Below are 15,083 nucleotides of genomic sequence, written 5' to 3'. Positions count from 1 at the left end.
GGTGGGGAGGACGGACGATCCCCGCCGCGGTCAGGGGGCGGTGACCGGACCGGCGGAGGCCCTACCGAACTCCACCGCGCCCACGGTACCGAGCGCATCGAGGAGGCCGAGCCGGAGCGCGGTCACCGCGTACTCCGCGGTGGAGTCGCCGGACTGCGGGATGTAGTCCCCGGGATCCGGTGCGCCGGGCTGGTCCGGTTGCACGTTCACCGTGATGGAGAGGACACCCGGCAGCGGCGCGAGCACGGCTGCCAGGGCATCCACCACCTGCGTGACCCTCCCGGCGAGCGTCGATCCGAGCGTGGTGATCGTGCCGAGCACGGCATTGGCGATCACGGTGGCCACGGGCGAGACCAGGCTCGTCTTCAACCCCGTGATCGCGGTGTTCAGCAGCCCCTCGACGAGGCTCAGCGCGAGCTCCGCCGCGGACGACAGGCCCGACAGCACGTTCAGGCTGACGCCGAAGGTCGCGGTCCCGTCGAACAGCGCCGCAAGCGTCGTGTTCAGCGTCACGGCCACGTTCGCGACCTGCACCGGCGACCCGAGCACGACCAGTCTCAGGGGTGTCGAGAGGTTCACGGTGAGCGTCGCCGCCCGGATCGCCGTGGTGATCGCGTTCGTGATCTGCTGCACCCTGGTGTCGAGGAGGTCGCCCACCCGGTCGACGATGTTGTCGACCACCGCGGCGTTCAGGAGCAGCTCGGTGTTCGGACCGAGGCCGTTGAGCCCGCTCGGACCGTTCAGGAGCGCGGCCAGGTCGACGTCCACCGTTCCGGCGGAGAGGTCGATCGACACGTACGGGTCGTTCAGAGGAGCCGTGAGCAACGGGGTCACCGCTCCGGTGATGTCGAGACCCGACAGCGTGACGGTCCCGGTGGTGGCGCCGAGGGAGACCCCGGTGATCGATCCCAGGCCGACGTTCAGCTGCCCGTTGATCGCGGTCGCGATGCCTCCGCTCGGACCCAGCAGACCGTTCAGTGCGGCGTTGATGCTCGTCACCGCCGTGTTCGTGTCGGTGATGATCGCACCCAGGACGGCGCTCTCGAGAGCGAGGTCCAAGCCGGCGATCCCGTACTCGCGATCGGCCTCGACCGCGGGTCCGTCGTTCCAGAGGATCGACCGCAGGGCCGCGCAGCCGTCGAGCTGCGAGCTGGCGCCCACCGCTCCGACCTCGAGCTCGGGATCTGCGATCCCTGTCACCGCCGGGAGAAGCGAGGAGAGCGAGATCGTCGCGGGCTCCGGCAGGGTGTCGTCGGCCGCGTACTGCGACACGAGCACGCCGCCCGAGTCGCTGACGAGACCCGCGGCACCGGCGGCGGTGCCGAGGCCGGATGCCTGGGCGTACTGGTTCACGGCACCGGCCGATCCGACCGGGAGACCGACCTCGAGACCGGTCAGGTCGAGCCCCGCGATCCCTCCCAGAAGCGAGATCTCGAGGGGATCGGTGTACGTGTACGTCGGCGGCGTGGAGCCCTGATCCAGGGCGTCCGCGGGGTCGACGGTCGGAGTGCCCGCCGCATCGACGCTGGTCCTCACGCCCTCGAGCGCGAGGATCGTGTCGAGGTCGGTCCCCAGGAGCTCTCCCGAGAGGAATCGGCCGGACGCGGTCGAGGCGAAGCCCGTCGTCGTCCCGCAGTCGAGCGTCTGCGTCCCGAGGGGTGCGCCGTGCACCCACTCGCTGTCGGGCCAGGATGCCGTCGTCGCCGAGACGCCGAGCGGCACCACCACGACGGCGACGGCCGCCACGGAGACCCCGGCGAGCACCTGGCCGAGGGAGAGGGATCTCGTCCTCGTCATCGCTCCTCCTCCTTTCGAGAGATGCGGAATGCGGTGCCGATGCCGAGCAGGCCCGCGGCGAGAGCACCGACGGCGCCGAGGGCCCAGAGGTTCCCGCCCGTGTTCGGGAGCGTCCCTCCCCCACCACCGCCCGGTCGGACCGGCACGTCGTCGAAGGCGCTGGCGGTGAGTCCCACCGCCATGTCGCCCGTGAGCCCCATGAGCGTCTGGTCCGCGCGCGCCTCGGGAGAGTCCTCGACGGCGAGGGTGATGAGAAGGTACTCGGGAGCCGCCGCCGTCAGGGGCTCGAGGTCGAACGTGGGGCTCGACGTCGCGTAGTCGTCCTCCGGCGTGGCCACGGTGATCCGCTCCGCTCCCGTCGGGCAGACGGGCATCGAGTCCAGGCCCGTCCACTCGACGGCGCAGACGTCGACCGTCATGGACAGACCGCGCGGATGCTCGACGAGGTCGCCCGACTTGCGCAGCTCGAGGGACAGGGTCGCCTTGGTGGCGCCCTCGATCCTGGCTCCGACCTCCCAGTACCCGGCGTCGCCCGGCGAGAGGTCGAGGAACTCCGCCGGGTAGGGATCCGACGACAGGACGAGCCGACCCGGCTGCCCGGTCGGTGGCACGTCGATGAGCGCGGCGTGCGCCGCCCCTGCCAGGGCGACTCCCCCCGCCGCCAACGTCAGGGACGAGGCGCCCGCCATGACGCCGGCGGCGACGGCGCGAGCGAGCCGAGATGTGTGATGCACGAGATGTCCTCCTAGGAGTCGGTGCGCTGGCGCGACGGCCACAGCGCCCAGGCGATCGCGAGGGCCACGGCGAGAGTGATCGCCACCATCGCGACGGGGGTCTTCGCACCGATGACCAGCCATCCGAGCCCCGGTGCGCCCGCGATCACCCGCTGGGCGCCCGTCACGGTGTAGGTCACCGGATCGACGATGTCGTTGGCATCGCCCTTGAGGGTCAGGGCACGCTCGTCCGGCGAGCCCTCGACGACGGCCATGTCGACGATGCGGTGGGTGACCGGGATCCCGCTGTCGGGCTTCGGAACGGTGACGACGTCGCCGATCCGGAGCTCCGAGGCCTCGACCTGCTGCACGATCGCCGCGGACCCGGTCGGGAGCGTCGGGGTCATCGACCCGGTGACGAAGACGATGACCGAGAGGTGGAACGCCCCTGCCGCGACGAGCCAGAGGACGGACACGATCCCGATCAGTCCCAGGACGGTGAGCACCGCATCCTTCGCCGTGCCGGTCCGGGCCTCCGGGGCGGCACGGTGGGAGGCGCCGCGGGTCCGCGCGTGATGCACGGGCCCGCGGCGGGGTGCGGCGGTGGTGATGGAGTGCATCGTGATCAGCCGCCGCCCGCGATCACGAGGAGATCGCCGAGAACTCCCAGGCGGGAGCGACGGTGCGGCCCATGAAGTCGTCCGCGCCACCGGGAGTGACCGGGAGCGGGTCGGGCAGGAGGATCTGGAAGCAGTAGTACTGCGTGGATCCACCGGCGGCGAGCAGAGCCTGCGAGGGCGAGCCCCCGGTGCTGTCCAGGTCGCCCGCACCGATGAGGGTCGCCGGGCTGCCGGGCGCGAAGGCGGCCGCGTTGCAGGTGAACGGGGCGTCATCGGTGACGATCGCCACGTCGAGCGTGTCGAAGAGCAGACCGGCGGGGTCGTCGGTGACGATGCCCGTCGCCGCGACGGCCGGGAGCAGGCTCACGTCGCCCGCCACGGAGTCGGCGGAGGTGCGCAACGCCACGCCGGCGTAGATCGAGTCCCCGGGAGTGAGGTTCAGCGCGTCGGGGGTGAAGACGATCTCGCCGCCGGGGTTGTCCGGCTCGTCGCTGAAGGTCGCGCCCCCATCCGTGCTCTGCTGCACGGAGAAGGTCGACGTGCCGATGCCCGGCCCGCCGCTCCCGTCGCCGCCGAACACCCATTCGCTGTCCGTCCAGGCCGCGAGCGTCGCCGTGGCCCCGATCCCGATCGCCGCACAGCCTGCCGCGATCGCGAACACCTTGCGCCTGGTGAGGCCGCGCTTGGTCTGAGTTTCCATGTCCGTTCCACCCCATGTCGTTGGCGGGAGGCGGGAGGCTCCGTCGCCTCCTCGCCGGATCCGTCGTCGGATCTGCCTGGACGTTAAGGGCGGACTCCCGGCGCGGTCACGGGCTGATGCGGGAACCCGGTAGTGGGACCAGCGATTCCTCCGTGTGCCGCTCTCGACCGCTCGCCGGGCGTGCCCTCTCGGTAGCGCTCTCAGTAGTCCGTCCGTCCGATCTCGGTAGTCGCTCGGTACCACTACGCAGGACATCCACCGGGGCGCTCGGTAGCGTGAGGCGGGACGCTGCGGTCGGGGCGGTTCCGCGGGGTCGATGGGGAGGACCCACCGCCTGGGGGTGAGCATGACCGGATCTGTGGAGCACCCGTCCGCTGGGGCGGACGTGATCGGATCGGATCGCGACGTGAGCGCGATCAGCACGGCGGTGCTGAGCGGGCGCAGCGTGGTGGTGTCGGGTGCGGTCGGAACGGGGAAGAGCCATCTCCTCGACGCGATCATCGCGGAGATCCGACGACGGGGCACCCGCGCGGTCCGCCTGCGGACGGGGCGGGCGATCTCCCGGGTCCCCAGGGCCGCGCTCGAGCACTGCGGAGACGATCGGATGCGCGCCGCACTGTCCGGACAGCCGGTCGAGGCGCGCCTCGTCATCGTCGTGGACGACGTCCAGGAGCTCGACGGCCACTCCGCCACCGCGCTGGCCACCCTCGTCTACGCCGACCGTGCCAGCCTCCTCCTCGGCGTCTCGACGGCGCGGGCCGGCGAGCGCTCCCCGGGCCGCGACCTCGCGTCGGACCTCTGGCTCCACGGCGTGGCGGACCGCTGGGATCTCCACGAGCTCGACCGCCAGGACGCCGCGACGTTCCTCGACGCGCTGCCCGGTTCAGCCCGCCTCGACTCCGTCACGAGAGCGGCCATCATCGCCTACTCGGCGGGCTCGAGGAGACTCCTCCTCGAGCTGGCGGCCGAGGCCGGCTCGGCGCTGCAGAAGGGATGCGAGCCGCTCACGGCGATCGCGGATCCCGCCCCGGGGAGCCGTCTCGCGGCGGCCGCGGACGCCGCCGTCGCCGACCTCACCGACGAGGAGGCCGAGGCCGCGGCCTTCCTCGGACGCCTGCCCGGACTCGGACGCGCTCACGCGTCCCGCTTCCTCGACGGCGGCGTGATCGACCGGCTCCTCGCGCGTCATGTCCTCGTCGACGACGGCACACCGCTCCGGAACCTCTCCGCCGATCCGCTGCTCGCCCGCGCCGCGGGACGCCGCGCCGACGCCGAGGCCGTGGAGGGCATGCTCGGGCGCGCCTGCACGAGGATGCTGCGGCCGGACACCCCGTGGTGGAGCGAACCGCTCGCCACCTACGTCGCCGAGCGGTGGCACAGGGGCCTCGAATCGGATCCCCCGGCGAGCGAGCTCGGCTCGGACCTGCGGGCGAGAGTCCTCGCCTCCGCCGCGAAGAGGGAGAACGACCACGGCAACGCCGCCCTCGCCGTGGACTACGCCGACCTGCTCCTCCCCGCCGAGCGGACCGCCGAGTCGGAGCTGGAGGCCTGCCGGGCCCTGTCGCAGCTCCGCCGCGAGGACGCCGCCGCCCACCGTCTGATGGGGATCGATCTCGCGACGGTCGATCCGCAGATGCTGACGAGGATCATCCGCTGGTGGGAGGCGCTGTGGATGGCCGGAGCGCACGACTACAGCGTCGACGTCCTCGAACACCGCCTGCTCGCGGCGGGCAGGGTGGAGCGGGCCGCCACCCTCGGCGCGGCCCTTCTCCGCGCCGAGCGCGCGGCCCTGGCCCTGCGCTGGGACGAGGCGCGGGATCTGGCAGGGGCGATCGCCGACGACGAGCAGGCGGATCGCCGGACCCGGCTGGCCGCTCACCTCGTCGTCGGCCTGGCGAGCGCTCACCTGAGCCGGCCCGACCAGGCACGGGCGGCCTTCGCCCAGGCGGAGCGGACCCGCCTCCGGACCGCCTCCCCCGAACCCGCGGCGGAGCTCTGGATCCTCTGCTTCGAGGTGCTGGCCTCCGCGGTGGAGGAGAGCGAGCCGGACACGCTCGCCGACCGCGTCACGACCGCCCTCGCCGGGGCGGTACGGGGCGGGGATCCCCTGGCCCTCGCGCTGGCGGGGATGTGCACGGGAGTCCTGGCGGCCGGCCGAGGCGACCACGAGACGGCGGTGCTCGACCTGTCCTCGACCGGGAGACGGGCATCCCTGCTGGCGGTGGGTCGATGGCTGCCGCTGCTGCACTTCACCCTGGCTCCCGCCCTCGGCTTCGTGGGACGGGATCGAGACGCCCGGACCGTCCTGGAGAGCGTCGACAGCGCCGTCGTCGACCGCAGTGCGATGTTCCGCCTCGCCCGGACGAACGCGGAGGCGTTCGTCCGCCTGGCCGAGGCGGACGAGGCCGGGTCCCGCAGGGGACGTGTCGCCGTGCTGGAGCTGACGAGGCCGCACAGGAGCCGCGCGGCCTCGACCCGTCTCGCGTCCGGCTTCGGGTCAGCGCCGCAGGAGGACGCGCGGCACGTCGACCGGCTCGGCCGACGTGCGCCGCGGTACGTCGCCGACGACCTCACGCGTCGCGAACGCGAGATCGCCCTGCTGGTCGAGCAGGGGCTGTCGAACCGGGAGATCGCCGTCCGGCTCTTCCTCTCGGTCCGCACGGTGGAGTCGCACGTCTATCAGGCCCGCACGAAGGTGAACGCAGGTTCGCGGCGCGAGCTGGGACGCCTGGTCGCCGACGACCTGCGACGGCGACGGCACGGCGCCTGACGGAGGTCGGCGGGCGGCTCGCCTCAGCGACCCGTGCTCACCCCAGCGCCCCCGCTCGTCTCAGCGACCGCCGCCCACCTCAGCGACCGCTGAGGACCCGCACGAAGTCGGCGAGGAACGCCTCGCGGTCGACGTCGAGCACCACGACGGTGTCGGGTGCGTCCTCGCTCGCCCAGCTGACCGGGAGACCGGTCGACGTGCGCATGAGGTGAGCGCGCGTGGCGAAGCCGTCGCTCGTGATGTTCACGGGACCCGTGGCCTCGGCGGTGATCCACTCCGGCTGCACCAGCAGGGCCGCGGCGAGGCCGTCGTGGGCGGGCGAGACACGCCGGCCCCAGGCGTACTGGTAGAAGTCCATGTACGCCTCGAGCACCTGGGCCGAGAACGTACCCCACTCGGTGCCCGCGCGATGCAGGGCCTGCACCGCCTGCTCGTCCACGATCGTGCCCGCGGTGACGTTGACCCCCACCATCACGAGCCGGTTCCGCGGCGCGGCGAACACCCGCCGAGCGGCCTCGGCGTCGTTGTGGATGTTCGCGTCCACCATCTGCACCGTTCCGAGCGGCGGGAAGGGACCGGATCCCCCCATGATGACGACCGAGCGGTAGAGGGTCAGCAGGTCGGGCTCGATCTCGAGCGCGAGGCCGAGGTTCGACAGCGGTCCGACGGGCAGCAGGTCGTAGTAGCCCGGGCGCGACCGGCCCAGCTCGACCAGGAGCTCGGCGCTCGAGAGCGGGGAGAGGTTCTTCGGGGCGATCGGCTCGCTCCAGAGGTCGCCCAGCCCGTCATGGCCGTGCACGTGCGACGCGATCCGTGCCTCGCCGGTGATCGGCCCGGCCGCTCCCCTCGCGACGAGGGTGTCCTCCAGGCCCGCCACCGCGAGCACGCGTGCGATGTTGGTCAGGGCCGACTCGACCGGGGTGTTGCCGTACACGCTGGTGATCGCCGACAGCTCGACGTCGTCGCGTCCGGCCAGGTAGAGCAGGGCGAGCGCGTCGTCGATGCCGGTGTCGGTGTCGAGGACGACGTGCCGGGTCTCACGGGGGGCGTCGGAGGTCATGGCGGCCTTTCGGGTCAGGAGCTGAGGACGGCGTCGCGGCGCCGGGTGAAGCGGATGCGGGTGAGCACGAGCACGACGAGCGTGATCGCGTAGGGGGCGGCGTCGGTGAGCTGCTGCGGAGCGCCGATGCCCTGGAGCCGGAAGCCGAGGGCCTCGGCCGCGCCGAAGCCGAGGCAGGCCAGCGGCAGCCAGAGCGGCCGCGACGACACCAGCATGACGGCGGCCACGGCGATCCAGCCGCGCCCTGCGGTCATGTTCTCGGTGAAGACCGTCACGTTGCCGAGCGAGAGCTGCGCCCCCGCGACCCCGCAGAGGGCGCCGGCGACGATCACGGTCCACATCCGGTACGACGAGACGCCGATGCCGAGCGTCGTGGCCGCCTCCGGATGCTCGCCCACGCCCCGGAGCCGGAGGCCGGCCGGCGTCGACCTCAGCCAGAGGCCGACGGCGACGATCACGACGAAGGCGAGGGGCACGAGGACGGTCTGCCCGGCGAAGATCGGTCCGATCACGGGGACGTCGGCGAGGAAGGCCATCTTCGGCAGACCCTGCAGCCCCGTCGGGGCGAAGGTGCCCGAGACGCCGAACAGCACCCGGAGCAGGAACCCGGTGAGGCCCACGGCGACCAGGTTCGCGCCGATTGCGATGATGATGGGGTCAGCGTTCCAGCGGGCGGCCCCGACGGCGAGCACGACCGACGAGATCGCCGTGGTCACGATCGCCAGGGCGAGCCCGCCCCAGGCGCTGCCGGTGAGGTAGCTGCCCGCGACGCCGGCGAAGGCGCCCCAGAGCATCTGCCCCTCGAGGGCGATGTTGAACACGCCCGCCTGGGCGGAGATCGCGCCGGCCAGGGAGGCGTACAGGATCGGGGTGGCCGCGAGGAGGACGGCGGCGACGAATCCGAGCTCGAAGACGTGCATCAGGCGCTGCTCCTCTCGGTGCGGCGCTGGTCGATGATCGTGCGGAGCGCGAGCACCACGATGACGACGCCCTGCAGGACGTCGGAGAGCTGGCGCGGCACGTCGGCCGTGCGCTCCATCGCGGCCCCGCCCACCTGGAGGACGGTGAACAGGATGCTCGTGACCGGGATGAGCGCGGGACGCCCTCCCGCGAGCAGTGCGGCCGCGAGCCCGGCGAACGTGTAGCCGGGAGAGGTGAGCGCTCCGTCGATGAGGCGGTACGGCGGCGAGAGCACGATGATCGCGCCGACGAGACCCGCCGCGGCGGCGCCGGTGGCCATCGCGCCGAAGGCGAGCCGTCCCACCCGCACTCCGCCGTAGGAGGCGAACCGCCGGTTGGCGCCGACCGTCCTCAGCTCGAACCCCACCGCCGCCCGGGAGTCGACGAGCCAGAAGATCACCATGACGGCGATGATCAGGATGAGGCCCCACGTGGAGTAGGAGAAGTCGCCCAGCCCGGGCATCCGCGCGTCGGCCGGGAGACGGGGCGTCTGCGCCACCGCGGAGCCCTGCTCGGCCAGCGGATACCGGACGAGGTAGGACACGACCGCCACGGCGACCGGGGAGAGCAGGAGCGTCGAGATGATGATCGGGATCCCGAACCGCGTCGCGAGCGGGGCCGACAGGGATCCGAACGCACCGGCGACGACGACGGCTCCGACGACCGCCAGCGGGACGGCGAGGATGCCGGGCAGGCCGAGCTGACCGGCGATGACGGCGGCCGTCACACCGCCGAGCACCATCTGGCCGTTGCCGCCCATGTTGAACTCCCCCATCCGCAGCGGGATGGCGGCGGCGACGGCCATGCCGCAGATGAAGCCCCACACCGAGATGGTGTAGTCCAGCGAATCGGGGTCGAGCGCTCCCGTGAGCACCGCGGAGTAGGCCTCCAGCGGGTTCAGACCCGCGCTGAGCATGATGACCGCGCCGATGAGGAGGGCGACGATGACCGCGCCGACCGGGACGACGACGGGGTGGCGGAGCGCGACGCCGAGCGCTCTGCGAAGGCCCCTGTCCTGGGAGCCGGCGGGCTCGACCGTGGGCGGGAGGGGTGTGGGGGCGATGGTCACGGTGTCACTCCCGCCATGGCGGCTCCGATGCGGTCGGTGGTCGCGTCGTCGCGGTCGAGCTCGGCGACGATCCGCCCCGCGTACATGACGAGCACGCGATCGGCGAGGGCCTGCAGCTCGCTGATCTCATGCGAGATGAGGAGCACGGCCCGGCCCGCGTCGCGGTACTCGAGGAGACGGGCGTGGATCGACTCGATCGCGCCCACGTCGACGCCCTGCGTGGGCTGCTCTGCGACGAGGAGCGGTGCACCGTGCGAGAGCTCGCGGGCGACCACGACCTTCTGCGCGTTGCCACCCGACAGGGCGCCCACGGGCAGCTGCTCCCCCGCGGCGCGCACGCCGTAGTCGGCGATGAGCTGCCGCGCCCGCTCTCGTTCCGCGCGGAGCGACATCCAGCCGCGCCCCCAGCCGCGACGACGGCCGACGGGCGCGTCCCGATGATGGCCCAGGGTGAGGTTCTCGGCGACCGACATCGTCACCGCCGTGCCCTCCGCCCGTCTGTCCTCCGGGATGAGCGCGATGCCCCGCTCACGACGGTCGCGCACCGACGAGCGGCCGAGGTCGTCGCCGTGCAGGCGGATGCGGCCCCGATCCGTGCCGAGGGTCCCGAGGATCGCCGCGGCGAGCTCGTGCTGGCCGTTGCCGGAGACCCCGGCGACGCCGACGATCTCCCCCGCGCGCACCTCGAGCGAGACGTCGTCGAGCACGACGGTCCCCCGCTCGTCGAGCCCGAGGCCCTCCACGGCGAGCACGACGTCGCCGGGCTCGCCGGATCCGGGGTTGCGGACGACGGTGACCTCCCGGCCCGTCATGGCGGTGACGAGCTGGTCGGCGGTGGCGGCACGCGCGTCGAAGCGCCCTGTCACGCGGCCGTCTCGGAGCACCGTGACGTCGTCGCTGATCGCGAGGACCTCGTGGATCTTGTGGGTCACCAGCACGACCGTGGAGCCGGCGTCCGCGGCGCGGCGGATGACCGCGAACAGCGAGTCGACCTCCGCGGGCGTGAGCACCGCCGTGGGCTCGTCGAGGATCAGGATCCTGGCGTCGCGGTGCAGCGCCTTGAGGATCTCGACACGCTGGCGCGCGCCGGCCGAGAGGCGGCCGACGACCGCGTCCGGGTCGGTGTCGAGCCCGTACCGCTCGCTGAGCTCGAGCACACGCTCCCGGGCGGCACGCCGATCGATCAGGCCGCGGCGGCGGGGCTCGGCCCCGTACACCACGTTCTCTGTGACGGTCATCTTGTCGAAGAGGCGGAAGTGCTGGTGCACCATCCCGAGGCCCGCGGCGATGGCGTCGAGCGGACCGGCGAACCTCCGCGGTCGGCCCTCGACCAGGATCTCGCCGGAGTCGGGCTGCTCGAGCCCGAAGAGGATCGACATCAGGGTCGACTTGCCCGCGCCGTTCTCCCCCATGACGGAGTGGACGGTCCCGGTGCGCAGCACGAGGTCGACGCCGTCGTTCGCGACGACGGCGCCGAACCTCTTGCCGATCCCCCGCAGCTCGACCGCCGGCAGCGGCCCGACCACGGAGGCGGTGACGTCTGGGGACGTCGTCATCCCGCGGTGAGCGGGTCCGTCACGGTGAGCGAGCCGTCGACGATCTGGTCGCGCACCTCCTTGACCTTCTCGATGACGTCCGGGTGGTCGGCGATGAGGCACTGCGAGTCGGCCACGCCGTCCTCGAGGCCGGTGAGGCTCACGCCGCCCTCGGCGAGACCGTAGGAGGTGAAGCCGCCGGTCTTGCCGTCGAGGATGTCGCCGACCGAGTTCACGAGCGCGACGTCGACGCGCTTGATCGCGTTGTCGACCACGTTCCCGGGCGAGTCGAGGCACTGGTTCGTGTCGACGCCGAACGCCTTGAACCCGTTCTCGGCCGCGGCCTCGAACACGCCGGTGTTGCCGCCGGACGCGGCCGCCTGGATGTAGTCGGCCCCGCCGTCGGCGAGGATCTGCGCCTGCGCCTTGGCGCGGGCCTGGTCGCCGAAGGGGTTGTCGCCGCCCACGTACTGCACGGCGGTCTTGATGGTCGGGTCGATGCTCTGGGCGCCGGCGAAGAACGGGTCCACCCAGCGGTGCAGGAACGGCGTGTCGAGCGAGGCCACGACGCCGACGTCCTTCTTCTGGCTGAGGAGCCCGGCCTCGACGCCGGTGAGGTAGGTCGCCTCGTACTCCTTGAAGACCGCGGCGGTGAGGTTCGGGGTGGGGTCGTCGGCCGAGGTGTCGATCAGCAGGAACTGCTGGTCCGGGTTGTCGGCCGCGGCCTCGGTGATCTGGTCGAGCACGCTGAAGCTCACGCCGATGATGATGTCCGGCTTCTCGCGCAGCGCCGCGTCGATGTTCTGCTGGATGCTCGTCGGGTCCTCGCTCTCGAAGACGTCGACCTTGGCGCCGTACTTCTCGCCGGCCTCCTTCGCGCCGTCCGCGGCGAGCTGGAGGAAGTTGTTGGCGCCGATGGGGGTGGGCGTGATCAGCACGATCGACTTGTCGCCGTCGGCCGACGACGTGGAGTCACCGCTCGAGGACCCCCCGGAGGAGCAGGCGGCGACGGAGGCGAGCAGACCGGCGGCGACGACCACCGCTCCTGCTCGACGCGCGAATGCGGACATGGTGGTACCTCGGTTCGGGTGGGTGCTGTGGGGATGCTGCTCTACAACGGTAGCCAATCCCGCGCCCAACTCCCGACACTGTTACCTCCGCTTACCCCGAGGGCCTCGCCTCCCGATGCCTCCTCCTACGGTCGTCGATGCACCACGGAAGGAATGCACCATGACCATCAGGACCAAGCTCCTCGCCGCCGCAGCGGCACTCCCCCTGCTCGCCGTCCTCGCGGGCTGCGCCGGTTCCGGCACCGCCTCCGGAAGCGGTGACGCGGGCACCGGCGACCCGGTGAGGATCGGGGTCGTCGGCGCCAGCGACCCGTACTGGGAGACGTACAAGCAGGCGGCGGCCGACGCGGGCATCGCGGTGGACATCGTCGACTTCTCGGACTACGCGCAGCCGAACCCGGCGCTCAGCGAGGGCGAGCTCGACCTCAACCAGTTCCAGCACATCGTGTACCTGTCCCAGTACAACGTCTCCAGCGGATCCGACCTCGTGCCGATCGGCGCGACGGCGATCTACCCGCTCGGCCTGTACTCGACGAAGTACGACTCGGTCGCCGACATCCCCGCCGGCGAGACCGTCGCGGTGCCCAACGACGAGTCGAACCTGGCACGAGGACTCCTCGTGCTGCAGTCGGCCGGCCTCGTGAAGCTGAAGGACGGCGGGAGCATCTTCGCCACGCTCGACGACATCGACGAGGCGGGCTCCAAGGTGAAGGTCACGACGCTCGAGGCCTCGTTGACCCCGACGTCGCTGCCGGACGTCGCCGCCGCGATCATCAACAACGACTTCGTCGAGGACGCCGGCCTCACCGCGGCGGACGCCATCGCCAAGGACGACCCGTCCGACCCCAACGCCCTGCCGTACGTGAACGTCTTCGCCGCTCGAGCGGAGGATGCGGACGACCCGACCTACCAGAAGCTGGTCGAGGTCTACCAGGACACGCAGTCCGTGCTCGACGGCGTGCAGGAGGCCTCGGGCGGCACCGCCGTCTTCCTGAAGACCCCGGTCGACGATCTGCGGGCGTCGCTCGAGAAGGTCGAGGCCGACACCCGCGCCCACCAGGGCTGACCGGATGGCGCTGATCACCCTCGAGAACGTCACGAAGCGGTACCCCGCCCCCACCCGGGGCGGGGTACCGCTCGTCGCCGTCGATGACGTCTCGCTCGAGATCGAGCAGGGCGACGTCTACGGCATCATCGGCTACTCGGGTGCGGGCAAGAGCACCCTGGTCCGTCTGGTCAACGCGCTCGAGCCGGCGTCCACGGGCCGCATCCTGATCGACGGCCGCGACATCACGGCACTGCCGGAGCGCGAGCTGCGGAAGCTCCGGCTCGGCATCGGGATGATCTTCCAGCAGTTCAACCTGTTCTCCTCGCGCACGGTCCGCGGCAACATCGCCTATCCCCTCCGTGTGGCCCGGCGTCCGGCCCGGGAGATCGGCTCGCGCGTCGACGACCTGCTGTCGTTCGTGGGCCTGACGGACAAGGCCGACGCCTATCCGGAGCAGCTGTCGGGCGGCCAGAAGCAGCGGGTGGGCATCGCGCGGGCGCTCGCGACCGGTCCGCGCATCCTGCTCGCCGACGAGGCCACCAGCGCGCTCGACCCCGACACCACGCAGGAGGTCCTCGCGCTCCTGCGGCGCGTGAACGAGGAGTTCGGGGTGACGATCCTCGTGATCACCCACGAGATGGACGTCATCCAGAGCCTGGCCACCAAGGTGGCCGTGATGGACCGAGGACGGGTGGTCGAGCACGGCGACGTGTTCGACGTCTTCTCCCGGCCGCGCGAGGACGCCTCCGAGCGCTTCGTGTCCACGGTGGTGCGGGGAGTCCCCTCGCCGGTGGAGCTCGCGGCACTGAGGGAACGGCATCCGGGCCGGATCGTTACCTTCTCGTTCCGGGACGGGACGCGCTCGCAGGCGTCGGTCTTCGTCACCCTCGCCGAGTCCGGGGTCGGCTTCGAGCTCGTGTACGGCGGGATCAACGACATCCGCGGGAGGGCGTTCGGGCATCTGACGCTCGCTCTGACCGGACCGGACGCCTCCATCGACGCGGCGCTCGACCGCATCCGGGAGAGCACGGACGTGACCGAACCCGGGCGAGACGGAGGAGCCTGATGGACGACCTGATCCGTCTCCTCCCCCAGCTGTGGGAGGCGACCTACGAGACCCTCTTCATCGTCGGGCTGAGCCTGCTCTTCGGCGGGATCGGCGGGCTGCTCCTCGGCATGGCCCTCTACGTCACGCGCGCGGGGAACCTCTACGCGAACCGGCCCGTGTCCGCCGTGCTCAACGTGCTGGTGAACGTCTTCCGCCCGATCCCGTTCATCATCTTCCTGGCGGCGGCCCAGCCGCTCGCGAGGCTCGTGGTCGGGACCGGGATCGGCAACACGGCGATCATCTTCACCCTGTCGCTGGCGGCCGCCTTCGGCATCAGCCGGATCGTCGAGCAGAACCTCCTCACCGTCCAGCCCGGCGTGATCGAGGCGGCACGCTCCATGGGGGCGGGCCGGATGCGCATCCTCGCCACCCTGGTCGTGCCCGAGGCACTCGGTCCGTTGATCCTGGGATACACGTTCGTCTTCGTGGCCCTGGTCGACATGTCCGCGGTCGCCGGCTACGTCGGCGGGGGCGGTCTCGGCACCTTCGCCATCCAGTACGGCTATCGCCAGTTCGAGCCCGCCGTGACCTGGGCCGCGGTCCTCGTCATCATCCTGCTGGTGCAGCTCGTCCAGCTCCTCGGCAACCGCCTCGCCCGCGCCGCCCTCCGCCGCTGAGCACGCTGTCCTGCAC

The 15,083-nt window shown here is 71.9% G+C and carries 13 protein-coding genes; 4 read left to right on the top strand and 9 right to left on the bottom strand.

What is annotated here, in order from left to right; all coding sequences use genetic code 11:
- Positions 1 to 30: 30 nt before the first annotated feature.
- From IEX69_RS01280 to IEX69_RS01265, 4 genes are read right to left on the bottom strand one after another with little or no spacing between them, the layout of a single operon-like run.
- A complete protein-coding gene (locus tag IEX69_RS01280; RefSeq protein ID WP_085019336.1) occupies positions 31 to 1,797 on the bottom strand; it encodes a choice-of-anchor G family protein in 1,767 nt (588 codons plus the stop codon).
- The gene (locus IEX69_RS01275) at positions 1,794 to 2,531 is read right to left on the bottom strand and encodes an LPXTG cell wall anchor domain-containing protein (protein ID WP_085019335.1); all 738 of its coding nucleotides are present in this window, start codon (positions 2,529 to 2,531) and stop codon (positions 1,794 to 1,796) included. Before IEX69_RS01275 ends, IEX69_RS01280 begins: the two co-directional genes overlap by 4 nt.
- 11 nt (positions 2,532 to 2,542) lie before the next feature.
- On the bottom strand, positions 2,543 to 3,130 hold the full coding sequence (locus IEX69_RS01270) for a signal peptidase I (protein ID WP_085019334.1): 588 nt from the start codon (positions 3,128 to 3,130) through the stop codon (positions 2,543 to 2,545).
- A gap of 22 nt (positions 3,131 to 3,152) precedes the next feature.
- Complete coding sequence (locus IEX69_RS01265) at positions 3,153 to 3,830, bottom strand: SipW-dependent-type signal peptide-containing protein (RefSeq protein ID WP_085019333.1); 678 nt, start codon at positions 3,828 to 3,830, stop codon at positions 3,153 to 3,155.
- A 406-nt stretch (positions 3,831 to 4,236) separates the two neighbouring features.
- On the opposite strand from IEX69_RS01265, the gene IEX69_RS01260 reads away from it, so the two are divergent.
- On the top strand, positions 4,237 to 6,600 hold the full coding sequence (locus tag IEX69_RS01260; RefSeq protein WP_157127151.1) for a helix-turn-helix transcriptional regulator: 2,364 nt from the start codon (positions 4,237 to 4,239) through the stop codon (positions 6,598 to 6,600).
- Positions 6,601 to 6,679: 79 nt separating this feature from the next.
- Here IEX69_RS01260 and IEX69_RS01255 read toward each other — a convergent pair whose 3' ends face one another.
- The 5 genes from IEX69_RS01255 to IEX69_RS01235 are packed head-to-tail and all read right to left on the bottom strand — an operon-like array spanning position 6,680 to position 12,294.
- Complete coding sequence (locus IEX69_RS01255; protein WP_085019331.1) at positions 6,680 to 7,660, bottom strand: nucleoside hydrolase; 981 nt, start codon at positions 7,658 to 7,660, stop codon at positions 6,680 to 6,682.
- A 14-nt stretch (positions 7,661 to 7,674) separates the two neighbouring features.
- Complete coding sequence (locus IEX69_RS01250) at positions 7,675 to 8,580, bottom strand: ABC transporter permease (RefSeq protein WP_085019330.1); 906 nt, start codon at positions 8,578 to 8,580, stop codon at positions 7,675 to 7,677.
- Positions 8,580 to 9,689: an ABC transporter permease gene (locus IEX69_RS01245; protein ID WP_085019329.1), complete on the bottom strand. Its 1,110-nt coding sequence runs from the start codon at positions 9,687 to 9,689 to the stop codon at positions 8,580 to 8,582. Before IEX69_RS01245 ends, IEX69_RS01250 begins: the two co-directional genes overlap by 1 nt.
- Positions 9,686 to 11,245 carry an ABC transporter ATP-binding protein gene (locus tag IEX69_RS01240; protein WP_085019328.1) on the bottom strand — a complete coding sequence of 520 codons (1,560 nt, stop codon included), beginning with the start codon at positions 11,243 to 11,245 and terminating at the stop codon, positions 9,686 to 9,688. Before IEX69_RS01240 ends, IEX69_RS01245 begins: the two co-directional genes overlap by 4 nt.
- Complete coding sequence (locus IEX69_RS01235; protein ID WP_085019327.1) at positions 11,242 to 12,294, bottom strand: BMP family ABC transporter substrate-binding protein; 1,053 nt, start codon at positions 12,292 to 12,294, stop codon at positions 11,242 to 11,244. The genes IEX69_RS01240 and IEX69_RS01235 overlap by 4 nt, the downstream gene beginning before the upstream one ends.
- A gap of 160 nt (positions 12,295 to 12,454) precedes the next feature.
- On the opposite strand from IEX69_RS01235, the gene IEX69_RS01230 reads away from it, so the two are divergent.
- Genes IEX69_RS01230 through IEX69_RS01220 form a run of 3 tightly spaced genes read left to right on the top strand, consistent with a single transcriptional unit; the run spans position 12,455 to position 15,067 of the window.
- Entirely contained in the window at positions 12,455 to 13,360 is a 906-nt protein-coding gene (locus tag IEX69_RS01230) for a MetQ/NlpA family ABC transporter substrate-binding protein (protein ID WP_085019326.1), read from the top strand.
- Between the two features lie 4 nt (positions 13,361 to 13,364).
- The gene (locus IEX69_RS01225) at positions 13,365 to 14,408 is read left to right on the top strand and encodes a methionine ABC transporter ATP-binding protein (RefSeq protein WP_085019325.1); all 1,044 of its coding nucleotides are present in this window, start codon (positions 13,365 to 13,367) and stop codon (positions 14,406 to 14,408) included.
- Entirely contained in the window at positions 14,408 to 15,067 is a 660-nt protein-coding gene (locus IEX69_RS01220) for a methionine ABC transporter permease (protein WP_085019324.1), read from the top strand. The genes IEX69_RS01225 and IEX69_RS01220 overlap by 1 nt, the downstream gene beginning before the upstream one ends.
- Positions 15,068 to 15,083: the final 16 nt, after the last annotated feature.

The sequence above is a fragment of the Cnuibacter physcomitrellae genome (assembly GCF_014640535.1).
Taxonomy (GTDB): Bacteria; Actinomycetota; Actinomycetes; order Actinomycetales; family Microbacteriaceae; genus Cnuibacter; species Cnuibacter physcomitrellae.
The sequence above is the reverse complement of the archived record's forward strand: the minus strand, read 5'-3'. Positions and strand labels throughout refer to the sequence as shown.